The organism is Candidatus Omnitrophota bacterium, from assembly GCA_028707125.1.
In the GTDB taxonomy this organism is placed as follows: domain Bacteria; phylum Omnitrophota; class Gorgyraeia; order Gygaellales; family JAQTUX01; genus JAQTUX01.
This window is the reverse complement of the sequence record JAQTUX010000001.1, coordinates 683649-707071: the sequence shown is the minus strand read 5'-3', so window position 1 is coordinate 707071 and position 23423 is coordinate 683649. Positions and strand designations below refer to the sequence as shown.

The window sequence follows — 23423 nt, the reverse complement described above, 5'->3', positions numbered from 1 at the left end:
ATAAAGGAGAAAAACGTATGATAAATATGCGAAAAATGAAATTATTCCTCAAATTCCACTGGGTCAAGATAGTGGTAGCTATCGGCTGTATTGCCATAGCCATCTCCCTGATAATATTCCTGCGTTACTCTATCGGCGCCTGGATCCTCTCCGAACGCTACACTAAAAGGCAGATGCTTGCCCAGTATTCCGTGTTTTTCTATGTCATCCTTGTCTCGCAAGTCATCAGCATGCCCATATACGCCCTGTTCTGGTACTGGCTGATGTTCCGCGGAGGCAGCTTCAAGATGACCTCGATGCTCAAAAAAACCACCAGGAAAGACGATATAAACATCCATTGGAATGACGTTGTGGGAATGGATGAAGCAAAACAGGAAGCCCTGGAAGTGGTAAGATTGATAAAAGACCGCGCGGAACTGCAGCGTATCGGCGGCAGGATATTGAGGGGCCTTTTGATGATCGGCCCGCCCGGATGCGGTAAAACATATCTTGCCAAGGCAATGGCAACCGAAGCCAATATCCCCTTCCTGTCCATGTCCGGCTCGGAATTCGTAGAGATGTTCGTAGGCGTAGGTTCAAGCCGCGTAAGAAAATTGTTCAAACGGGCAAGGCAATTAGCTTATTCAGAAGGCGGCTGCGTGATCTTCATTGATGAGCTTGATGCCGTGGGCGCCCGCCGCGCCGTGGATGCCGGCTTTGGCGGACAGTCGGAATTCAACACCACCCTGAACCAACTCCTGGTAGAAATGGACGGCCTTAAGGAAAAGGACTACAACATTATCGTAATGGGCGCGACCAATGCCCCGGAATCATTCCTTGACCCGGCGCTCTTAAGGCCGGGAAGGTTTGACAGGAAAATATATGTGGACAAACCAAACCTTGAAGACCGCGAGAAATTATTTGCTTACTATCTCAAAGAAGTAAAATATGATCCCAATGACGTCAAGGTTGACCGGCTGGCGCGCATAACAGTGGACCAGAGCCCTGCCGATATCGCCAATCTCGTCAGGGAATCCGCGCTTATTGCCGTGCGCAACAAGAAAACGCTGATCTCAATGAAAGAAATAGACGAGGCGCGGGAAAGGATCGCCCTTGGCATTAAGCGCAGGATAAGGTTGAGCCAGCGCGAGAAACTGCACACCGCCTATCACGAGGCAGGGCACGCCATCATCACCTACCTGCTTGTCCCCTCACAGGATGTATTCAAAATAACCATTACCCCGCGCGGGCATACGGGCGGGGTGACATGGACACCGGAAAGAGAAGAGATATTCATCCACGATAGGAACCACTACGCGGGAGAGATCAAGGCCTGCCTGGGTTCATATGCCGCGGAAAAGCTGAAGATCGGCTTTACTACCGGCGGAGTAACCGGCGATTTTGAAACTGCCATCTGGTATGCTCACAACATGGTCTGGCGCTGGGGTATGGGAAGATCCGGCATCATAGGAAACTTCTACGGCCTGCCCAAAGACAGGAACAACATGCCGATGATGTCCGAAGAGATGAAAAGGCGGCTGGATGAAGACGTGCAGGATATACTTCAGTCCTGCCTCAGGGACGTTGAAGAGCTGCTTAAAAAACATGACCCGCTGCTTGAACGCTTAGGCAAGGAGTTAGTCGCCAAAGAAGAACTCAACTACGATGAAATAGAGGCGATATTCAAAGAATTCGGCCTCAGCCGCCCCCAAACCACCTGAAGATGACCCCGGCAAGATTATTCCTCTGCGCCTTATCTTTTTCTCTCTTAACTTCGGGATGCGGCCTCAAAGAAGACAGGCCCTATTCTATAAACGAGGCGGAAGCCAAATTTCTTCAAATCTGCGAGGAAGAGTATAAGTGGCAGGCATCTACCCGCCTGGTTGACAATACCTTCTGGGTATACATCCCTTACGAAAAGGATATATTCAAATACAAGGCGAACACCTTCCCGCAAAAGAGCAATTGCGTTGTCGGTTATGTTGATGGCGCCTTTTCCGAAGGCGCGTTCCAGTTTGAATACCAGATATCTCCGCTTTTCCGGACAGAAAAAGACAAAGGTTTCACCTCAGGCACAATAGACGAGCTAAACGAGGATTTCTATAATCTCTTGAACGTGATATACAGGGTTTATTTTAACGCCGAAAAACAGCCGGAGTTCTACGTAATAGTGATGGCCGACATCAATAACGGCGTGGAGATCATCTACACAATTTATAACGAAGACCTCAGGAAGATCTTCAACTCCGCCATTGCCTCGGAAGAATACTACAAAAGGCTTCTGCAGGAAATAAGGGGAAACCCGGACATCGTAGGCGATAAGGCGGGGCGCCATTTAAAACAACATGGGGTAAAATTCACTAAATTCCTCGCGGACCAGGTTGTGCAGCGCATACGCATAAAATTCACCGACGCGGAAACCGACTTTAATTTATGCGCGAGCCCGGAGGAAGAAATATTCAGGATCACCGCTTATTGTATGGCTACTTATGAATTCGGGGGGTTTAACCGGGTGGTCATAAACAATATAACAAAAGGAAGCCGGGCGACAAAGAGCCGCCTTGAATTAGAGCAGCTCAAAGAATTATAACCCTTCTCCCTTCTACCTTTAGTTTTCCTTCGCTGAATAATCTGATCGCTTCCGGATAGAGTTTATGTTCTACCTTATGAATCTTCTCTTCAAGCGATCCTAAGGTATCGCCGTCATCTACGCGCAGCGCCTCCTGCAGGATGATCGGGCCATGGTCCATATTTTCATCTACAAAATGTATAGTTACCCCTGTCATCTTGACCCCGTAGTCAAACGCGTCCTTGATGCCGTGCGCGCCTTTAAATGAAGGCAGCAGCGCCGGATGGACATTAAGTATCCTGTTTTTATACCTGGAGATGAATTCAGGGCTCAATATCCTCATAAAGCCCGCCAGCGCGATCGCCTCAACCTTCTCCTTCTCTAAAACGGAGATAATTTCCCGCTCAAACTCCTTCTTCGCTTTATAGATCTTCGGGTCAATAAATATGCCTTTTATACCGGCCTCTTTTGCCCGCGCCAACGCGTAAGCGTCTTTGTTGTCGGAAAGCGCAAGCGCTATGTTCACTTTCAGATTACCGTTCTTTACGGCGTCAATTATCGCCTGAAGATTGCTGCCGTTGCCTGAAACAAATACCGCGAGATTTTTCATTTCTTATATATCTCCTCATCCTTGGGGTATCCCGGCCTTCTCTTATCCCTTATCGTACGCATCGGGCACACGGAAACAGTGGCCTCAAAATCAGAACTCATATTATAATGAAATACGGAGAGGTTATTTTCTATGGTCACTGCCCCTTTCACTACAGAGGCGGATTCGCACTTTCCGCAGGCAATGCAGCCCACGGAACAGGCATCCCTTGTTGCCCTGGCCGCGTCATGAGAAGAGCAGGCAACGTATATCGGCTGACCGGCGGCTATAAGGGTAAACAGGTTCTTTGGACAGGCCTTAACACACCTGCCGCAGGCAGTGCACTTTGCTTCGTCAACGTGGGGAAGGGCGTCTTCGCCCATTTCTATAGCGCCGAAAGGGCAGGCCCTGGCGCAGGTGCCAAACCCCAGGCACCCCCATACACACTCCTTTTGTCCGCCGGACACTATGTTTGCCGCGGCGCAATCTTCAATACCCAGATACAAAAACCTGTCCTTGACCCTTTTGCCGCCGTTACAATGCAATGTGGCGATCCTCTTCTCTTTCTTTTTATGCTCCAAACCGAGGATCCTGGATATCTCTTCTCTGGTCTCGTCCTTGGCAACAACGCAGCCGTCAGGCGTGCACGTCCCCTTTATCAGGCCTTCGGCAAACCCCATACAGCCGGGCATACCGCAGGCGCCGCAGTTAGCGCCGGGCAGCTTATCAAGCACCTGTTCCGCCTTCTTATCGCGGCGCACGCAGAATTTCTTTGCCGCCCAGGCAAGCACTATGCCAAAGATAAACCCCAAGAACCCTAACGACAACACAGGCACCAGTATATTCACTCTTGCTCTTCCTCTAAAACGACTTCAATGCGCTTTATCAATTCTTCGGGAGTCACGGGCTTGGCGATAAACTCCCTCCTGCCTATCCTCCCGGGAGCGTTGGTTATATCACCGTTACCGGCTATGGCGCTTAAAAATATGACCGGTATATGCCTTGTCGCCTCATTTTCGGACAAAATACGGCATACATCCGCTCCGTCCATATCGGGCATAATGATATCAAGCAAGATCAGGTCCGGCATTTCCGCTTTGGCAAGCTCTATGCCCTTGACTGCCTCTGTAGAGACAACCACCTTGAACTTCTTCTGCTTCTCCAGGACGATCTTGACCAGGTCGCATAGATCCGGCTCATCATCTATGACCAGGATCTTTTTCTGCGTTTCCATGAATACCACCTCCCTTAAAGTTTAAAACCCGCGAATCCCATAAAGGCAAGGCTCATTAAGGCCGCGATTATAAAAGCGATGGACACCCCTTTGAACGCTTGAGGCACATCCGTATAATCAAGGCGTTCGCGGATCCCGGACATCAATAAGAGCACAAACGCGAAGCCAACCCCCGCGAAGAATGCCTGCGCGAGAGAAAATAAGAAACTGCCCGCTGCCGGCTTACCGTTGATAAAGAAACTGTCAATATTCAATACGGTAACGCCCAGAACAGCGCAGTTTGTAGTGATCAACGGCAGGTATATGCCCAACGCCCGGTAAAGAACAGGCGACTTTTTAAGGATGAACATCTCGATGAACTGAACGAACGCGGCGATCACAAGAATAAAGAATATGGTCCTTAAGTAAATTATATCAAAGGGAATAAGGATAAAGCGGTACACCAGCCATGTGATCATGCTTGAGGCAGTCATGACAAAGATAACTGCCAGCCCCATGCTCAAGGCCGGCTTTGCGCGCCGGGAGACCCCGAAAAACGGACATAAACCCAGAAACTTGGAGAGCACAAAGTTGTTTATGAACACCATGCCGACTATGATCGTTATAAACCTGGATAAGTCCATTATATCTCCTTAACTCAATGACATCCGGTAGTTTCTTTCGCCTTCCCGCCCCTCTTGATCTTCCAGCTGTTTATAATGGCGAGCAGAAGGCCCATAGTAAGAAGCGCGCCGGGAGCCAGTATCATTATAGACGCCGGGTGAAAATTAAAAGGCGGCTCGAAGCCAAATACCGTCCCCGTGCCGAGCGCCTCCCTTATAAAAGATATCACCAGAAGCGAACAGAAGAAGCCCACACCGGAACCAAGGCCGTCAAGCATGGAGCGGACGGCAGAATTGCGCGAGGCAAACGCCTCGGCCCTGCCCAATATAATGCAGTTTACGACTATCAGGGGCACAAAGATCCCCAGTTGACGCGAAAGCGCCGGAGCATATGCCTTCATGACCAACTCTACTATCGTGACAAAAGAGGCGATAACGACTATAAAGCAAGGGATGCGTATCTGCCGCGGCACGAATCCCTTGATAGAAGAGATCATCGTATTGGAAAATGCCAGGACAAATATTACGGCCGCGCCCATACCCAGCGCGTTATTCAGAGATGTCGTAACGGCGAGCGTGGGACAGAGCCCCAACACAGTCACGAATATGGGATTGTTTTTAAAGATACCTTTTGTGAAATCCTGTAACATTATGTAACCTTATGTAGCCTTCCAGTACCGAATATCCTCGTCTTCGTGTACCTGTCGATCATGGGCACTGCCGCGTTCATGATCAGAATGGCAAAAGAAACCCCCTCCGGATACCCGCCCCATTTTCTGATGACAAATGTCAACAGGCCGCATCCTGCCCCGAAAATAACCTGCCCTTTCCTTGTAAGCGGCGTAGTCACATAGTCCGTAGCCATGAAAAAGGCGCCCAGTATAACGCCGCCGGATAATATGTGGAACAGCCAGTCACCCGTTAATATTTCGCCGCCTGAAAAAAGCCAGCTCAACAGGCCAAAACCCGCTACGAAACTAAACGGCGTATGCCAGGAAATATATCCTTTCAGCAGCAAAAACAACGCGCCAAGGGCTAAGGCAACGATGCAGACCTCTCCCAATGAACCGCCTCTGTTGCCTAGAAACAGATCCAGATAGGAAACGCCCATTTCAGCTATCGTGCCCGCCTTTCCCTCTTTAAGCAGCATAAGCGGCGTAGCGGACGCGACAGCATCCGCGCCGAACGGTTTGGGAAAGACGGTAAGATACTGAGGCCAGGACACAAGCAGGAACGCGCGGGCAGCAAGAGCGGGGTTAAAGATATTCTTGCCCAGTCCGCCGAATACCTGTTTCGCTATGCCTATAGCGAAAAACGCGCCTATGGCCGGGATCCACAGAGGCACATTCGCGGGAAGATTATAGGCGAGAAGAAGCCCTGAAAGCAGCGCGCTTCCGTCCGATACGCGGATCCTCTCTTTTCTTAGCGAAAGGATCAGCCATTCACAAAGGACGGCGCTAAGTATGGAAACCGCTATTACCGATAAAGAGCGCGCGCCAAAGATCATCACGGCGGCGATCCCTGATGGGATAAGCGCGGCAATGACCGACCACATTATGCGCGTTACCGACTCGCCGCTATAAATATGCGGCGAAGCCGATACGATAAATTTGTCTTTCATATATTTACTTTATTGATTTGATAACCTCTTTAAGGCTCTCTTCAACCGCCTTTATCACTGCCGCGGAGGAGATCGTTGCCCCGCCTATGGTATCCACGCCCTGAATATCATTATAACTCCTGCCTTTAAAACCCGAAAGAAAACCCTGTTCCTGGATCCTGGAACCCAGGCCGGGCGTTTCACTATGCTCCACTATATCCACGCCTTTTATATCGCCCGCGGCGTCTATGCCGACCATTATCTTGATCGCTCCGGAGTAACCCTGCGCCTCGCATAAAAAGGCGTAGCCGATACACTTTTTATCCGCGTCGAATACGGTAAATAACTTATTCTGGCCCAACGCCTCTTGCTTGTAATCCGCGGCTTCGGGAACGACCTTCCTCAGACTGCTGACCTCGGCTGCCTGCGCCTGCTTCCTGATCGCCGGCTCGGTAACGCTATAGACAATACTTAAAAATGCCGCCGAAACTAAACAGATAACAAACAGGGTCAAAGAAAACTTCGCGTATTCCTTCATCTGCCCGCCTTTATCTTCGCGAGTTTTATGGACTGGACTAAATTGATCCCGGAAGGGCACACATAAGAACAAAGCCCGCATTCAATACAGTCAAGCGCGCCGTATTCTTTGGCCGCTTCCCAGTCCTCATGAGAAGAGGCAAGGTTTATCATTGTCGGCATAAGCCGGGCCGGACAGTTATACACGCATTGGCCGCAGCGTATGCAAAATTCCTCCCGCCCCTTTTCTGACTCTTTTTCCGTAAGCAGCAATACTCCCGATGTGCTTTTTATTACCGGCGTATCCAGGGAATACTGCGCCAGCCCCATCATCGGCCCGCCCATTACGACCTTGGCGAATCCCCTCCTGGGCCGGCAAAATTCTATCAACTCTCCTATGGAAGCGCCTATCCTGACCAGGAGATTGCGCGGCTCATCAAGGCAGGAGCCGGTTACGGTTAGAACCCTTTCATAAACCGGCTTGCTCTTATAAACCGCTTCATAAACAGCGTATACCGTAGCCGCGTTATGGACTAATGCCTCTATGTCAAACGGCAATTTTCCCGAAGGCACTTCTTTATCAAGCACTGACTTGATAATCTGCTTCTCCCCTCCCTGCGGATAGCGGCTTTTCAGTATTTTCAGCTTATAAGCGGTACGGCCTAATAATGCCCCTATTTTTTCTATCGCCTCCGGCTTATTTTCTTCTATGGCGAAATACACATTTTCAGGGCTGACACACCTCGCTATCAAGCCCGCGCCCTTGATTACCTCCTCCGCCTTTTCAACCATAAGGCGGCTGTCGCAGGTAAGATACGGCTCGCACTCCGCCCCATTTATGATCAAATATTTAACCGGTTTTGGCGGGTTTAATTTAACGTGCGCGGGGAACGCCGCTCCGCCCATGCCTATAATGCCCGCGTCCAGGACGATTGAGCGTATCTGCTCTGCTGTCAACCCTTCTATCTCGTCTTTGCTTCTCAGAGGCAGAACCTGGGCCTTGTCAAGGCCGTCATTCTCGATCGCAACCGCCTGGAACCTGCCCAGAACAGGATGGGGCCAGTCGCTTATTGACTTAACCACGCCTGAAACGGAAGAATGAACGCACGAAGAAATATGGCCCTGCGGCCGCGCGATCAACTGGCCCATAAGCACGCTATCGCCTGCCTTGACACAGGCAGCGGCCGGCTTGCCTAAATGCTGGCTCAAAGGTATATGGACCTGTTCAGGTAAAGGCGCCGCCTCAATGCCTTTATGTTCCGTATATTCCTTATTTTCTCTTATTCTAACCACTCTATTTTCCTTCGCATATTCAATCCGCTTATTCCTGTAATGGTAAGTATTATGCCGACTACCATCAATATCCAGACGCTGTCTATTTTTTCCGCGAGAAAACTGCTTATCAGCATGAACAAAAGGAATGCCAGATGCATTACTATTTCCAGAGAGCTGAATATCTTGCCCATCATCTGATTGTCGCTTACGCGGTGGATTATGGTATTGCAGGCGATCATTATGGGCGATACGGAAATGCCTAATGCCAGGGAAAATGCCGCGGCCAGAAAGAAATGCGGGATAATGCGCAAACTCAAGGTAAAGTTGACAAGCACTATACCGCTTACGCACAGGGAAGTGAAAATCACTTTGCGCTGCGAGAACCTGCCGCCGAATTTACCGTAAAGTATGGAGCCGATAAATAAGCCCGTGCCAAGGAACATTATAAGAAACCCCAGGTCGCGGGTAGCCGACTGCAGGGCGCTCTGAACAAAGACGATGACCACGACATACACCGAGCCGAGCGCGGCCATAAGCAGGAACATCATATTCGCGGTAAAACGTAGATCCTTCTGGGTAAAGAAATACTTGATGCCCTCCACAAACTCCTGCATCACCGATTTTCTGATAACCTCCACGATCTCCTTGCTTACCTGCCCTATGGACTCGCGCCTTATATGCGAGTTTACCTTCTTTGAGATCAGGAACACCAGAAGCGCCGAGATAAAAAAACTGAAGGCATCGATCATAAATCCGCCCCTGGCCCCCAGCCATTCAACAACGATACCGCCGATCCCGAAGCCCATTATCGCCGCGATCATCCCGGTGGTATTGACCAGAGAATTAGCCAGAAGCAGGTCGTCTTTTTCCACCAGATCCGGCACTATGGACATCTTCGCGGGTATAAAGAACCTGCCCGTGGAATAAGAAAGGAAGATCAAAAAGTATATAGGTATAAATGTGCCGCCCTTGAGCAGAAAAAACGGGATACTGAACACCAGCAACGCCCTTAAAAAGTCGCAGACATACATCGTCCTTCTTCTGTTCCACCTGTCAACATAGACCCCCGCCATCGGCCCGATGAGAAATACGGGCATAATTGTAAAAGAGAGGATCTTGGCGATCTGCAGCGGCGAACCCGGCATCCTGGCATAGACCAGCCCGATTATGGCCATCTGGTCAAGCCGGTCTCCCACCTGGGATATTATCTGGCCTATCCAGAGCAGCATAAAATCGCGGTTACGCAGGACCTTTGAGATCTTAGACATGATAACGTGAGTTAAAGCTGGCGAGAGGAATCGAACCTCCGACCCGCGCTTTACGAAAGCGCTGCTCTACCGACTGAGCTACGCCAGCAAAATGAATACTCAATATAACATTACTTTAACAACTCTTGGATCTTAGAAAGAAGGACCTGCGGCTCAAAGGGCTTGGTAATATAGGCATCCGCGCCCAGTTCCCTGCCAAGGTTCACATCTTCTTCCTGCGCCCTCGCGGTAAACATAATTATGGGTATCTTGGAATATCTCGCGTCCTTCTTGAGCAAACCGCAGACCTTGTAGCCATCAATCTTAGGAAGCATTAAATCCAATATGATCAGATCAGGCCTTTCCTTGCGCGCCTTATCAAGCCCTTCTTCGCCGTCATACGCGGCCAGCACATCATAGCCGTTCGCCTCCAGGCGCATCTTTACCATTTCAACCATCTGGGCTTCATCCTCTATTACTAATATCCTCTTTTTAGACATCGCTCACCACCTCTATTTTAAAGCGTGAAAGAAAACTTTGTCCCCTTGCCGAGCTCGCTCTCAACCCATATCTTGCCGCCATGCATCTCCACAATGCCCTTGGCGATAGAAAGCCCTAAACCGGTCCCCTTCTCTCCGGAACCGGTAGTGCGGCTGAACTGCTGAAACTTATCAAACACCTTGGGCAGGTCTTCTTTGGTAATGCCTGCGCCGGTATCGCTCACAGAACATTCAACCCCCCTGTCTTTCTTTTGTATAGAGATCTTTATATGGCCCAGCCTGGTAAACTTCAGCGCGTTGCCGACCAGGTTGGTAAATACCTGGACAATCTTGTCCGGATCGACGTAGGCGTCCGCTGCTTCCTCGGGAAATTCCTCCATCAATCTAAGCCCTGCCTCTTTTATTTTCGGCTCAAAAGAGGCCGCCACCTGCCTGGCCAGATCCGCTATATTGACCTGCCTCCTGTTCAGCTCAACCTTGCCCGCCTCTATCTTGGAGATATCAAGAAGCTCGTTTATGATCCGCGCCAGCCTGTCTATATTAGAGCTGGAGGCGCTAAGCACGTTTTTCTGTTTTTCGTTTATCTCTCCGGTGATGCCGTCTAAGACAAGGCCTATGCCCTCCTTAATGATGGAAAGCGGCGTGCGCAGCTCATGCGAAACAGTAGAAATGAAATCCGACTTTAATTCATCCAGCTTGCTAAGTTCCCTGTTCTTCTTCTCCAGTTCTTCCTTCGCCTCCCGCAGCGCCTGCTCCGCTTTCTTGCGGGCGGTGATGTCTTCTTTGACGGCGAGGAAATGCGCGATACGCCCCGCACCGTCCTTTATGTGCGATATCGAGGCTGACTCCCAATACAGTTCTCCATTTTTCTTTTTATTATGGAACTCCCCGCGCCATTCACCTCCGGAGACAATGGCCTCCCATAGTTTTTTATACTCTCCAGGCGAGATCTCCCCTGACTTGAGGATGCGCGGATTCCTGCCCAGGACCTCTTCCATGCTGTAACCGGTGACCTCCGTGAACTTGGGGTTGACATATTCAATATCGCCCTTCAGGTCTGTAATGACGACTATGCTCGGGCTCTGTTCAACCGCGCGGGATAACTCGCGCAGGCGCTCCTCCGCCTTCTTGCGTATTTCGATCTCTGCGTTAAGCCTCTTTACGGAAGTAGTGGTCTGCTGAAGTTCCCGCACCATATTATCAAATGCCCTTAAAAGCTGGCCTATCTCATCATGGGACCTGCTGCCTATCCTGTAATCAAAATTGCCCGCGCCGACCGCGTCTACTGCCTTGCGCAGGTTCTTTATCGGCCCCAGCAATATCCTGGCAATAACATAAGAAACGGGAGTAAGCGATACCAACAGGACCGCGATAAGCAGCATCATCTGCCATCTAAGCGCGTTGAGAGAACCGAAGACCTCTGCCATATCCTGTTCTATGCAGACCTTCCAACGTATGTTATTCTCCGCAAGGATGCCGCTCCTCACGCCGACATAAGAGATGAATACGCCTCCTGCGCGGTCATGGGGATCTCCGCTTATAAGCCAGCCGGATTCTTTCTTTGAAATATCCCGGAAGGCCTCTTCGCTAAGGAATCTCTGTTGGAACGGCCGGGCGCCGGAACGGTATATGATGTAACCGTCATTGTTGACTAAGACCGCGCGGCCTGTATTACCGATCCTGAAATTCTCAAACACCGACAAAACCCGGCCCACCTCAAGCCCCACCTTGCATACCCCGATAACATCGCCGCCTTCGCCTTGTAAGGGGATAGCGACCGCCATACTGAAGGTATTACTGGATTCATCAAAGGCGATATCCTCCACGATGGCCTTCTTGTTATTGAACGCCTCCTGCCACCACCGTTCATCTGCCTGATAAAAATCGGATGTCTTGGCCGAGGCAGCCACCAACGCCCCCTGTCTGTCGGTGATGATCATCTCTGATATGTCGGCATCATCCTCGACCACCCTCTTCAATCTCTGGCCCAGTGTGCCGCCCAGATAATCCCTGACCAGATCGCTGTCATCCGGAGCGGCAGCCCATTGTTTATCAATAGCCAAAAGTTCCTTTTTAACATCCTCTGCTTGAAGCCCCTGACTCTCATACTTGAGATTTGCCGCTTTGACATGCTCCAGCCACAACTGGCTGCGCGAATAGACAACCGCGTCACTGATGCCTTCCTCAACGATCCTCTTTGCCGCCTCTGATATCAAAGCAGCCATCTTCGCGTGGTCCTTACGGGCTATATCCCGGATCAGGCCAAAGCCCATAAAATACCCGAAACCAACGCCCAGCAATACGAGAAATAACGCGCCCGCGCAGAAAATAAACATGATCTTCTGCTGCAGGTTGTATTTAAACTTCATCGCCGCCTCTTAAGGTATCCATATAATGAAAAATGCCAGGACCCCTCGCCTTGGCTCGGGGCCGGCACCTGGCGTAAATTAAAGTGCCGAGGAGAAGAATCGAACTTCCCACGCCGGCCTTTTCAGGGCCGCGCTCTACCACTGAGCTACCTCGGCAATCAAGCATTACCTATTTGTATGGGGGTGTCTTTATCCCCTACTATGATAGGGCTTAGAGCCACATAAGTAAAGAAAATTATTAAAAGCGCCACCCCCTTGCTCATCAGGGCCGCTATAATGCTTAATAATAGAAGTGATACGCCGATAAACCCTCTGGCGGCCTTGAAGTTGCTGAAATTAGGGTAGCGTATATTACTGCCCATAAGCAAAGAAAGTATGAGGAGGACCAACCAGAAGATCTCCTGCCTTACGCCTATGTCAAACCTGTGCGCCCACAGCACAAAAGAAGCCAGAAATGCTCCGCTGGCGGTAATAGGCAGACCTTTAAAATAACCGCGCGGCCTGCCTTTGGAATAAATGTTAAACCTGGCGAGGCGGAAGGCGCCGCATGACAGATATAGGCAGACCACAAATATATTCTGTATGTTAAACTGATTTCCGAACGCAAGCATATATACCAGCACGGCCGGAGCCACGCCGAAAGAGACCATATCGGCGAGAGAATCAAATTCCTTTCCGAACTCGCTGGGCGTGGGGCTCAGGCGCGCGATCTTGCCATCAATTATATCGCACAACACCGCCCATATTATAAACCAGCTCGCCATGCTGTATTTCAGGTTGAGGGCCAGGAAAATAGAAGAGAAGCCGAATATCAAGCTTAAAATAGTAACTATGTTGGCGATAAATTGGTAATGCATCTGTCTGTGCCCTCCTTTATCTCAAGGCCTTCTTTGAAAGTACCTTATAAAAGCAGAATACCGCCAAGGCCAAGATAGCAAGCCATGATAAGATCATAAACGCCCATCCGAGCGCGTTCATCTTAACCGCTCCTGAATTTTTCGCCTTTTATTCCAGGCCAGCTTCACCAGCACGCAAAGGACGGAAAAAAGCGCGATAAGGCCTACGCGCGTTGCCAGTATGAACGGCCGGTTATCGGCAGATACGCCTCTCATAAGTATTATGGGGATCCATTGCTGATAAAACCACGCGCCTAAAATGATAAATAAGAATGCCGGCGTTATGTATTTGATTATGAACCTGTAGACCCTGGGGACCGCCATATCAGCTCCTTTATGTATCTCGTCCCAGGCCCTCTCTATCCCGAACACCCAGGCGAAAAGTATCGTCTCAACCGCGGCGAACACCACAAGAAAGAACGTCCCTCCCCAGAAGTCAAGCTCGTCAACCACTCCCCTTGCCAGAAAGAATACGGCTGCCTGGCATAATATAAAACACACTATGCCGAATATAGAAACCGCCTTTTTTCTGCCTATGTCAAATTCATCCTCTAAAAACGCGACTGCCGGCTGCGCCAATGACACCGAAGACGTCACCCCTGCCAGAAACAGCAGAAAGAACCAGAGAAAAGAAAACAGCGCCGCCAGAGGAAGCTTACCCAGTATCATGGGCATGGTGACGAAGGCGAGGTTAAACACGCCGGAGTTCGCGATGCTCTGGATATCTACCGGACCGAAAAAGACAAACGCCGCCGGTATAATAATACTGCCGCCCAATATGACCTCACAGAACTCATTCATGCTCACCGCGGACAGCCCCGATAAGACAACGTCGTCGCCCTTAGAGAGGTAACTCGCGTAGGTAAGGATCACGCCTATGCCTACGCTTAACGTAAAGAACACCTGTCCTGCCGCCTCAAGCCATACCCTGGCATTCTTCAGGGCGGCAAAATCAGGATTCCAGATAAAGCCGAAGCCGTTGCCCACATTCCAGGCCGGCCTGCTTAGATCCGGCGTTCCCAGCGTCACCACCCTGATCAAAAGTATCAGACCGAGAATAAAGAGCGCGGGCATCGCTATCTTGCAGAGCCGCTCAATCCCCGCCTTTATGCCGTAATATACTACGGCGATGTTGATCGCGAAGGTAACCAGAAAGAAAAAATACGCGTAGCCGATATTGCCAAAGAACTGATTTTTCTCTACACCTTGGAAACCCGCCAGGAACGACTGAAGCGCTGCCTGGCTGTCTAATCCCTGGAATCTTCCCATCAAAGAGAATACGCTGTATGCCAGGGCCCAGGACTCAATGTAGGTATAGTAAATGAATATTACCAGCGGACCGAATATGCCGATCACGCCGAAATATTTAATGAAGCGGTTTTTCTGCCAGATGCTGTGGAATATGCCCGGGGCTGTACCGTGTTCAAAACCGCCTCCGTAACGGCCGAGCGTCCACTCAATCCACATCAGCGGAATGCCAAGGAGCAAAATAGACACAAAATAGGGTATCATAAAGGCGCCGCCGCCGTTTGCGGCGACCTTCGCGGGAAACCTCAGGAAGTTGCCCAAGCCAACGGCGCTTCCGGCAACCGCCATTATGATGCCTAACCGCGACCCCCAGGAATCCCTCTTTTTTCTCACTAAATCTAAATCCTTTCCACTACACACTTACGTGTGTAGAATCCTTGGGCTTGTCATTCCCCACACGTGAGTGTGGGGTATCATCCAATATCTTCTTGGCGGAAACAGCACCGCCATTTATTATACCTACCAACTTATGGCTCTACAAGGAGAATTTATTATGGGGCGCGCCGAGCGTTCCCGAGAAATACAGACAAGCCAGACGCAAAAATTGCTACAGCGGTATGCCTAAATCCGCGACGGTGACTTTGCCGGCATACTTAGGCCCGTCAGCCATCATAAGGCCGCGTTTTACCGCCACGAATGTCACGGTGCGCTCTGCCTTGACGCAGGCGCCAAGGACAACACCACTATCGGCGTTCAAGCCGGAAGGAACATCTATTGAAATGACGGGTATTTTTGAGGCGTTTATTTTCGCGATCACTTCTTTTATCGGGCCCGATACCTCCCCTTTAATACCGATGCCGAATATTGCGTCAATGATAAGGTCATACTCGGAAAAATCCAGAGAAGTAAGCCCATGCCCGTCTATCTGCAACGGTTTCTTGCCAAGCCGCATCAGGATATTCAGGTTGATCTCGGCATCGCCTTTAATATCTAAGGGAGAATTGAACAGAAATATGTCTACCTTCTTACCTTTGGCCAGGAGATGGCGCGCGCAGACAAAGCCGTCGCCGGCATTATTGCCTTTGCCGCACACTACGGCTATCCTGTTTTTGCCCCGCAACATATTTAAAGCGCTCTCCGCGACCGAGCGCCCGGCGTTCTCCATAAGCAGGAGCGCGGGCATACTGTAACGCTCCCGCGCCAGCCGGTCTATCTCTTTGGCCCTATCCGAAGTTATAAATTGCACTTAAAACTTCTTCCCGTGCCTGTACGGCCTGGTCTTGTTATGGTCGATCTTTTTATTCAGCGCCTCCCGAAGGTCTATCCCGCGCGCGCCGCAGTAATCAAAGATCCTTATGCAGCAGTCAGCCAATTCCTCTGCCACCGCCTCTTTCGCGGCGTGCTGGCGCATCGCCTCAAGCGCCTCCGATAATTCCGAATGCATAAGCGCGATAAGTTCGCCGTCGTTTCTATCCGTATCCCACCAGCCCTTTTCCTTAGCTACTTTGTGGCATTCCTTGATCAAGTCGTCAATGTTTTCCATTTTTGCCTTTCAATCCACGCCTAAATCAACCGTGGAACTTGCCTTCTGCTTCTCTTCTTCTTCCTTTTCCTTCTCTAGTTCCTCTATTTCCTTCTGGGAGACAGGTATGGGCTTGCCTTCCAGCCCCAAAAACAACTTCTGGGATACCTCCTCGGCGATGAATGAGCTGGGAGAAACCACCTCAACCTCCGTAACCTTGCCTGAAACTGCGCTGAAGAATACGCCAACGGGCGTAGTATCCTTCTCAGTCCTGTAAATGGCGATCAACTCATTCCATTTCTGCCTGGCATAGATATACGCGCCTATATCTTTCAGGACCTCCTGCGCCCTCTCAAAACATGAGTCAAAATCCATATCAAAATTCTTCTTTATGCCTGTAGAGCGCCGGACCTCCAGATCCTCCGTGGAAACCCCTAAGACCTTCCTGGCATACTCCTCGCCGGCAAGGCAGCCGGAAATTGAGAGGATCGCAATAAGCATACATACATATCTCTTGATATTCATAAACCCTCCATCTGCTAAATGTGGTGATTGGGTAATTGGGATATTGGGATCTGGGTATCAGGAGACTTGGGTATTAGGGACATTGTCCCCAATTCCCTAATATCCCAATCTCCAGACCCCAATCCCCTAATCACCTGATATCCGCTTTTAACGCTTATCTGCTTTTACTAACGCCTGCCTTTTTACAATATTTGACAATCGCGCACTGACCGCAGAACGGTGAAACAGGGGCGCAGACATTCTGGCCCCATGTGACCAGTAAATCATTATACTCAATCCAGTAACGCTTAGGCAATATCTTTCTTAAGGCGAACTCTGTTTGTTCGGGGGTCCGCGTCCTGACATACCCTAAACGATTTGATATCCTGTGAACATGGGTGTCTACGCATATGCCGAGTTTTCCGAATCCCCGCGTGACAACAAGGTTTGCTGTTTTTCTGCCCACTCCCGGCAAAGCAAGCAATTCATCAATGGTAGAGGGGACCTTCGATCTAAATCGTTCCGCCAATATCCGGCAGACCCTGAGTATATTCTTTGCCTTCGTGCGGTAAAACCCCACGGGATAGATCGCCTTCTCTATCTTTCCCGCGGATAAACGCGACATATCCACTGGGCTATCGGCAATGCTGAATATCCTTTCGGAAGCAGCCCGCGTTACCGCGTCTTTCGTGCGCAAAGAGAGGATGCAGGAGATCAGAACATAGAACGGCTCCCCCCACCTTTGCGCCATCTCCGTCACCACCGGAACGCGGTATTTCTTTGTCTCTTTCCGTAAGATCTCAATTATCTTATCTATTCGTCGCAACTTTTCCTCTACACACTTACGTGTGTAGTATCCTCTGTCTATACTTAAGATTGCCATTCCCCACACGTAAGTGTGGGGTATCTTCTATATCCTATTTTCCCTGCACACCTTGGCATACTTCAACGCGCTGTCCCTTATATGCCTTTTAAGATCATTGTAATCGACCTCTATGAGGCCGAAGCGGGGCTTGAATCCTTCATGCCACTCAAAATTATCCAGCAGCGACCAATACAGATACCCCTTCACATCAACGCCCAGCTTTATCGCCTCCGCCAGATTCTTCAGGTGCTCGCTGATATAGTACCATCTGAGGTTGTCGTCATCGGTGCATATGCCGTTTTCGGTTATTATTACCGGCAGCCCGTATTTTTTTATCCTCAACATGATCTCCAGGATGCCTTCGGGATAGATCTCCCAACCGAGGGAATTACGCAGGGCGTCCCTGCTGTGCTCGGGGCACAGGCAGTTATCGGCAAAAAGGCCTCTTGCGTTGGCGCGGGAGAATCTGATAAACTCTCTGCCGTAATAATTAATGCCCATAAAATCCAGGGCGTTCTTTCCGATCAGATGATCAAGTATGCCGTAATTGAAATATTTATCCCGCAAATATACCGGTAGTTTATTCAAAATGCGCGCGCGGCTGGGGCAGGGGTGGAACAGCCGTATATTCTGGGCTATGCTCACCATAGGAGAAGGCAGGTTTTTCCTTCTGTATACGTCTTTTATAAGACGGTAACTTTCCAGATGCGCCAAGGCAAGATTTTTAAGCGCCTCTTTTGCTTTTTTAAAAGAACTCTCCCCCGGCGGCCAGAGCCCTTCCACGTAACCGTAATAACACAGGATCAACGGCTCGTTGATGGTTATCCAGTACTTTACGTCGCCTGCCAGTTCCCCGATCACCCTGCCCGCGTAACGGCAGAAGGTCTCCGGCGCCTCCTTGTTTAACCAGGAGCCCTGCCGGGCAAACCATAGGGGGACGGTAAAATGATGCAGCGTGACTATCGGCTCGATCCCCCGTATCTTCAGCGCCTTTATAACACGCCGGTAATGTTCTATCGCTTTATCAGAGAATTCATCGGGGCCCGGCTGTATCCTGCTCCATTCTATGGAAAAACGGTGGGCATTGTGCCCTAACTTTACCGCCAGTTCAAAATCGACCTCAAACAGCTTATAATGGCCGTCTGCCCTGCCTGACGCCTCCTTTACCCTGCCGGCAAGCTCCCATTCCCACCAGTCGGAATTACTGTTATTGCCCTCAACTTGATGGGCGCTGGTTGCCGCGCCCCATAAAAACCCCTCAGGAAAATCGGTCATATCTTATTATTATAACACCCGAAAATAAAAAATCCCAACAAAACTGTTGGGATAAAAAAAGGAGCCGATAAAGGTGTCTTTCTTGTTCTGCGATACTCACCTCCGAACTGCAGCCCAACCACCATGTCCTTGCCGACTTCTGGATTTAGGTTTGCGGCTTTGCGTCCCCTGGTTTCCCAAGGTTTACCTTTATCGGCTACTATAAGTATAACACATTTTCAAGCGGATTTCAAGGGCGCCGCATCAGGGCGTCTTTCTTAAACCCCTTTTTCATGCGATAGAAAAAGAGATAGCCTCGAGGAGGGATGAATCTCCTGCTGTTAAAAATAATATCCAGGATCATATGCTGCGTTAACCCCACCGCGATGGCAAGCCAGAATATACCCGGTTTCAATATAAGGACATAAAGCCAGATAAGCAATAGCAATTCTATTGAATGCAGGCATATATACAACGCGTCAAACTTCAGCCCAAAGCACCAATCGCGCAACCGTCTATAGGCCCTAAGCGGGCTCTCCATCTTTATCCGGTTATGGATATAAAAATCAATTACGTGGTCAATATCTATTAATATACCCGCCAACAGACAGGCAAGTGACGCCTTGAGATCGCCGGAGGCCTTCCAAAAACCTATACCGAAGGCAAGCGACGAAACCACATGGTAGCGCGGCCTCATCAGATATCCCTTATTTTCGGAAACATAATATTAACGCATAAAAAGAACGCCAGGCATATACCGGCGCCGATAGCCAATGTAACAGACGCGCCCGCCAACTGCGCGACAGAGCCGGCCAGGAGGTTGCCGAAAGGGACCATCCCGGCAAACGTCAGCATAAACAGCCCCATTACCCTGCCCCTGAAACTATCCGGCACATTGATCTGCAATAAGGTATTTACAAGGGCCATCGTGGAAACGCCTCCCCAGCCCGCCAAACATATAAGCAGCAAGGAAAGCCAGTATATCCTGGTAAAAGAAAACGCGAACAAGGCCAGAGAAAACACTACCGCCGAAGCCATAAGGAGCTTGCCCTTGCCTTTAAAATCGCCCAGCCCCGCGATAGTAAGCGCGGCAATTAAAGCGCCGAATCCCGCGCTTGACATAAGCGTGCCTAATCCGCCGACGCCTTTGGCGAATACGGAATCGGCGAACACCGGCATTAATATAACGTAAGAAAACCCGAACAAACTGGATACCGCGACTATGATCATAAGCGCGAGTATAAGCCGGTGGCCCCTGATGAAATTCAATCCCTCCCACAACTCAACAAAAATATGCTTATTCTGCCTCACGCCCCGGCTGCCGGCGGCTCTTATTATCGCCAAGGCGGCTATCGCGGCGAGGAACGATACGGCATTAACGAAGAAGCACCCTGCCATGCCCACCGAGGCGATCAATATACCGGCTAGCGCCGGGCCGATTATCCTGGCTGAATTGAATGCCGCGGAATTCAACGCCAGGGCATTCAGTACATGCTCTCTGCCGGTAAGCTCTATGATATAGGCCTGCCTGGCCGGGCCGTCAAATGCCATAAATGAACCGTTAAGGAGAGAGATCAAAACAATATTCCAGACCGCCGCCTTCTCTGCCACTACCAGAATACCGAGGACAAATGCCAGCGCCATAAGCCCGACCTGGGTGACCAGCAGTATGCCGCGTTTTGAAAACCTGTCGGCGGCAACGCCGCCGAATAGAGAAAGCGCGAAAATAGGGATATAACTGGAAAAACCGACAATGCCTAAAAGGAAGGATGATCTGGTAAGGTCAAATACAAGCCAGGCCTGCGCCGTGATCTGCACCCAGCTGCCGATAAGCGAGATCAGCATGCCCAGCCAATATATCCTGAAGTTGCGGATCTTTAACGAAGAAAACATAAAGAGATTATATCATAAAAATAAATCTCTTTCGCCTTTTTTGATCCTTTCGTAGTATTCTAAAACCTTGGGATATAAAGAAGGTATCTTCGACTTTATCGCGTTCAGTTCTTTTTCTATTATCGCTTCGCCCGCCGCCAGGGTCTGCTCGCCGGCAAAATCGTCAAGCCATTCTCGGAATGTCAAAACCGCGTTTATCTTGCAGAACCTGCCTTCAGCGCCTGTCTTAAGAAGGGACATAATATGCTCTCCTGTCCTGCCGCAGCGGTAACCCGCAGTGCAAAATGATGTGATATATCCCATCATGGCAAGTTCTCTTATCACCTCATCCAGGCCTCTTGTATCTCCCAGGAAGAACTGCTGCCTTTGGCCTTCCTGCGCGGCATACCTGTCGCTATAAGCGCCTATGCCGATACAGGTAGAGGCGTCTGTCTGAGTACATCCCAAAGGCATCACCCTCCTTCTCATTCGGGCATTTTCTCTCGCGGTCAAGATCATCCCTGTATAAGGGACCGCGATCCTTATTACAGTGACCAGCTTTTCAAAATCTTCGTCGCTTACCTTAAAGCGCGCGTTTTGGGCAAGCGGCGTGTTAAACGCCGGCTCAAGCCTTGGGAAGGAGATCGTATGAGGCCCTATTCCGAATTTATCTTCAAGTTCCCTCGCGTGAGAAACCAGGCCCAGCACTTCAAATCTCCAGTCGTATAAGCCAAAAAGCGCGCCTATGCCGACATCGTCTATGCCCGCTTCAAGGGCCCTGTGCATACAGCGCAGCCTCCAACTGTAATCTGATTTTAAGGTATTTTCGGGATGCGCTTTCCGGTAACTCGCGTGATGATATGTCTCCTGAAATACCTGATATGTGCCGATGCCGGATTTCTTTAAGGCCTTCAGGTCTTCCACGGACATAGGCGCCGCGTTCACATTTACCCTTCTTATCTGGCCAAACCCGTTTTTTGTCTTTACCTTTACATCGTAAATCGCCCTTAATGTTGAAGCAATGTAATCAATACCTGTTGTGGGATGCTCTCCATAAACCGCTATAAGACGTTTATGGCCTATTTTACCTGCCAGCACCTCTGTTTCCCTGGCCACCTCATCGAGACCCAGGGTCCTTCTCTTGATCTTCTCATTGTCTTTTCTGAAGCCGCAATAGGAGCAGTTGTTAACGCAGAGGTTGCTTAAATAAAGCGGCGCGAAGGTGACTATCCTGTTATCGTAGACCTTATTTTTTATCCTGGCGGCGGTTTCCCTCATCCTGTCCCAGGTATTTTTATCTCTGACATTAAGCAAGGCCGCGGTTTCATCAAGCGTCAATGTCTGTATTGACAGGGCCTTATCAAGTATATCCTCTATCCTTTTCGGTTCGGCGCCTTTATTCAAGGCAAGCGCGTTGTTTATCAGTTCCTCATTGATAAAATCCTTTTGATCCTTAAGGTATTTATCCGGCTTCTCTTCCGCGGCCGAGATCCCCAGGTCAGTCGGGGCGCGGCCTAATGACTTAAGAAGAGAAAGCGACTCGTCTATCTGCTTCTCTAATGGCTCATCCGTATGGGCCTTATCGGGATAGATAGAATAGTGCCTGCTGTATTGAAACGGGGTGGCGTTAAGCATAAGGGAATTGGCGCCGCACATAAGGGCCTTCCCTCTGGCCGCGCCGGAAAGCGTCTCCAGCGCCGTTGTAACAAGGACCTTGGCGTTCTCCGGGTCAATGAGCCGGATCAATGCCAATGTTTTCAGGACATCCAATTCCGACGGCGGCCTATGGCGCGAAAGCGGCGTCCGCGGATGCGGCAGGAACGGGCCGAAAGAATACATCTCCGCGCGCAGATTTTTCGCCAGATATATGTCGTTTATAATATCCTGCCGTGTCTGGCCCGGTAGCCCTATCAGAGAACCGGTTATTATAAGATACCCCAGCTCGTGGGCCCTTTTGATATGTTCTATCCTTGTATTCAAAGATCGCCGCGGATGCAGGTCTTCGTATAGTTTAGGGTTTGACGTCTCAAAACGCATCAAAAGCGCGCGCGCCCCCGCGTTGTAAAGCTTTTCCAATCCGCCCAGGCCGACCTCTCCGAAACTGACGCATATAAGGCAGGGGGCTTTTTCTTTTATGCTTTTTATGATACCGGCGAGCTCATCCACGCTGTATCCGGGGTCCTCTCCGCTTTGCAGGACAAGCGCCTGAAACCCGTATTCTTGCACAGCGCTAACGGCCGCGTTTATTATCTCTTCGGGGCTCATACGATAACGTTTCAGCTGTCTATTATGGCAGGATATACCACAGTATGCGCAGGGGCCAGAGCAATAATTAGATATCTCAATTATGCCGTGCACGCAGCAGGAGTTCTTATGGTATTTCTGACGCAAGAAGTTGGCGGCGTTAAAGAACAATCGGCATGAACCCTCGTCTGTAAGGCCCAAAAGGTATAACAGGTCCTGCTGTGTCAAAGGCGCGTTTTCCAGCGCCTTATCAAGCAAAACGGCAAGTTTCCTGTCGGCGTTGTCTTTCCGGTCTATGCGAGAAAGGCGTAAGTCCACATCCTGGAGATGAAAAAACAGCTCCCTCCACGCCGATAAAATACTTTCCGCCTCAGGGGCGGAGACCTTCTTTATGACAAAGCCTCCCTGGGCGCACACGTAATCGCCGATAGAGATATCGTACAGCTCGTTATGCGCCCTTTTCTCCTCGCCGAAGTAATCAACGACTACTGTCTTTTGTTGTATCTGTTTTACTTTTCCCGGTATCGCGTAGCACATA

Annotated in this window: 23 protein-coding genes, 2 tRNA genes, 1 pseudogene and 1 riboswitch; of the genes and pseudogenes, 2 read left to right on the top strand and 24 right to left on the bottom strand. The window is 50.1% G+C overall.

What is annotated here, in order from left to right; all coding sequences use genetic code 11:
- Positions 1–17 precede the first annotated feature (17 nt).
- The gene (locus PHR44_03530) at positions 18–1700 is read left to right on the top strand and encodes an AAA family ATPase (GenBank protein ID MDD4909733.1); all 1683 of its coding nucleotides are present in this window, start codon (positions 18–20) and stop codon (positions 1698–1700) included.
- Between the two features lie 2 nt (positions 1701–1702).
- Positions 1703–2569, top strand: coding sequence for a hypothetical protein (locus PHR44_03525; GenBank protein ID MDD4909732.1), 867 nt, complete (start codon positions 1703–1705; stop codon positions 2567–2569).
- On the opposite strand, the gene purN is transcribed toward PHR44_03525, so the two are convergent.
- The 24 genes and pseudogenes from purN to PHR44_03405 all read right to left on the bottom strand — a co-directional run bounded on the left by purN (position 2556) and on the right by PHR44_03405 (position 23422).
- Positions 2556–3158 carry a phosphoribosylglycinamide formyltransferase gene (gene purN, locus PHR44_03520; protein MDD4909731.1) on the bottom strand — a complete coding sequence of 201 codons (603 nt, stop codon included), beginning with the start codon at positions 3156–3158 and terminating at the stop codon, positions 2556–2558. The genes PHR44_03525 and purN overlap by 14 nt on opposite strands.
- Positions 3155–3985 (bottom strand): RnfABCDGE type electron transport complex subunit B, encoded by an 831-nt coding sequence (locus tag PHR44_03515; protein ID MDD4909730.1) that lies wholly within the window; start codon positions 3983–3985, stop codon positions 3155–3157. The genes purN and PHR44_03515 overlap by 4 nt, the downstream gene beginning before the upstream one ends.
- The gene (locus PHR44_03510) at positions 3982–4371 is read right to left on the bottom strand and encodes a response regulator (GenBank protein ID MDD4909729.1); all 390 of its coding nucleotides are present in this window, start codon (positions 4369–4371) and stop codon (positions 3982–3984) included. Before PHR44_03510 ends, PHR44_03515 begins: the two co-directional genes overlap by 4 nt.
- A 14-nt stretch (positions 4372–4385) precedes the next feature.
- Positions 4386–4994: an RnfABCDGE type electron transport complex subunit A gene (locus PHR44_03505; protein ID MDD4909728.1), complete on the bottom strand. Its 609-nt coding sequence runs from the start codon at positions 4992–4994 to the stop codon at positions 4386–4388.
- 14 nt (positions 4995–5008) lie between these two features.
- Positions 5009–5623, bottom strand: a complete 615-nt coding sequence (locus tag PHR44_03500) for an electron transport complex subunit E (GenBank protein ID MDD4909727.1) — start codon at positions 5621–5623, stop codon at positions 5009–5011.
- Positions 5623–6594: an RnfABCDGE type electron transport complex subunit D gene (locus PHR44_03495; protein ID MDD4909726.1), complete on the bottom strand. Its 972-nt coding sequence runs from the start codon at positions 6592–6594 to the stop codon at positions 5623–5625. Before PHR44_03495 ends, PHR44_03500 begins: the two co-directional genes overlap by 1 nt.
- Positions 6595–6598: 4 nt before the next feature.
- Entirely contained in the window at positions 6599–7111 is a 513-nt protein-coding gene (locus PHR44_03490; protein MDD4909725.1) for an RnfABCDGE type electron transport complex subunit G, read from the bottom strand.
- Entirely contained in the window at positions 7108–8382 is a 1275-nt protein-coding gene (gene rsxC / locus PHR44_03485) for an electron transport complex subunit RsxC (GenBank protein MDD4909724.1), read from the bottom strand. Before rsxC ends, PHR44_03490 begins: the two co-directional genes overlap by 4 nt.
- Complete coding sequence (locus tag PHR44_03480; GenBank protein ID MDD4909723.1) at positions 8370–9632, bottom strand: MFS transporter; 1263 nt, start codon at positions 9630–9632, stop codon at positions 8370–8372. The genes rsxC and PHR44_03480 overlap by 13 nt, the downstream gene beginning before the upstream one ends.
- 15 nt (positions 9633–9647) lie before the next feature.
- Positions 9648–9720, bottom strand: a tRNA-Thr gene (locus tag PHR44_03475).
- A gap of 22 nt (positions 9721–9742) precedes the next feature.
- Positions 9743–10111 (bottom strand): response regulator, encoded by a 369-nt coding sequence (locus PHR44_03470; GenBank protein ID MDD4909722.1) that lies wholly within the window; start codon positions 10109–10111, stop codon positions 9743–9745.
- A 17-nt stretch (positions 10112–10128) separates the two neighbouring features.
- Positions 10129–12480 carry an ATP-binding protein gene (locus tag PHR44_03465; protein MDD4909721.1) on the bottom strand — a complete coding sequence of 784 codons (2352 nt, stop codon included), beginning with the start codon at positions 12478–12480 and terminating at the stop codon, positions 10129–10131.
- A gap of 84 nt (positions 12481–12564) precedes the next feature.
- Positions 12565–12636, bottom strand: a tRNA-Phe gene (locus PHR44_03460).
- Positions 12637–12638: 2 nt separating this feature from the next.
- Entirely contained in the window at positions 12639–13337 is a 699-nt protein-coding gene (gene pssA, locus PHR44_03455) for a CDP-diacylglycerol--serine O-phosphatidyltransferase (protein ID MDD4909720.1), read from the bottom strand.
- Positions 13338–13454: 117 nt separating this feature from the next.
- The gene (locus tag PHR44_03450) at positions 13455–15017 is read right to left on the bottom strand and encodes a sodium-dependent transporter (protein ID MDD4909719.1); all 1563 of its coding nucleotides are present in this window, start codon (positions 15015–15017) and stop codon (positions 13455–13457) included.
- 214 nt (positions 15018–15231) lie between these two features.
- Entirely contained in the window at positions 15232–15870 is a 639-nt protein-coding gene (locus tag PHR44_03445; GenBank protein MDD4909718.1) for an NAD(P)H-hydrate epimerase, read from the bottom strand.
- Positions 15871–16167, bottom strand: coding sequence for a hypothetical protein (locus PHR44_03440; protein MDD4909717.1), 297 nt, complete (start codon positions 16165–16167; stop codon positions 15871–15873). It abuts the gene before it with no gap.
- A gap of 9 nt (positions 16168–16176) precedes the next feature.
- The gene (locus PHR44_03435) at positions 16177–16671 is read right to left on the bottom strand and encodes a hypothetical protein (GenBank protein MDD4909716.1); all 495 of its coding nucleotides are present in this window, start codon (positions 16669–16671) and stop codon (positions 16177–16179) included.
- A gap of 154 nt (positions 16672–16825) precedes the next feature.
- Positions 16826–17476 (bottom strand): endonuclease III, encoded by a 651-nt coding sequence (locus PHR44_03430; protein MDD4909715.1) that lies wholly within the window; start codon positions 17474–17476, stop codon positions 16826–16828.
- 84 nt (positions 17477–17560) lie between these two features.
- Positions 17561–18790: a glycoside hydrolase family 1 protein gene (locus PHR44_03425; protein MDD4909714.1), complete on the bottom strand. Its 1230-nt coding sequence runs from the start codon at positions 18788–18790 to the stop codon at positions 17561–17563.
- Between the two features lie 105 nt (positions 18791–18895).
- A riboswitch (cyclic di-GMP riboswitch) is annotated at positions 18896–18988 on the bottom strand.
- A 31-nt stretch (positions 18989–19019) separates the two neighbouring features.
- Complete coding sequence (locus PHR44_03420; GenBank protein MDD4909713.1) at positions 19020–19466, bottom strand: hypothetical protein; 447 nt, start codon at positions 19464–19466, stop codon at positions 19020–19022.
- On the bottom strand, positions 19466–20662 hold the full coding sequence (locus tag PHR44_03415) for an MFS transporter (GenBank protein MDD4909712.1): 1197 nt from the start codon (positions 20660–20662) through the stop codon (positions 19466–19468). Before PHR44_03415 ends, PHR44_03420 begins: the two co-directional genes overlap by 1 nt.
- A 12-nt stretch (positions 20663–20674) precedes the next feature.
- Positions 20675–22138: a [FeFe] hydrogenase H-cluster radical SAM maturase HydG gene (hydG, locus tag PHR44_03410; protein MDD4909711.1), complete on the bottom strand. Its 1464-nt coding sequence runs from the start codon at positions 22136–22138 to the stop codon at positions 20675–20677.
- A 387-nt stretch (positions 22139–22525) separates the two neighbouring features.
- Positions 22526–23422, bottom strand: a pseudogene (locus tag PHR44_03405) (HypC/HybG/HupF family hydrogenase formation chaperone).
- Position 23423 lies beyond the last annotated feature (1 nt).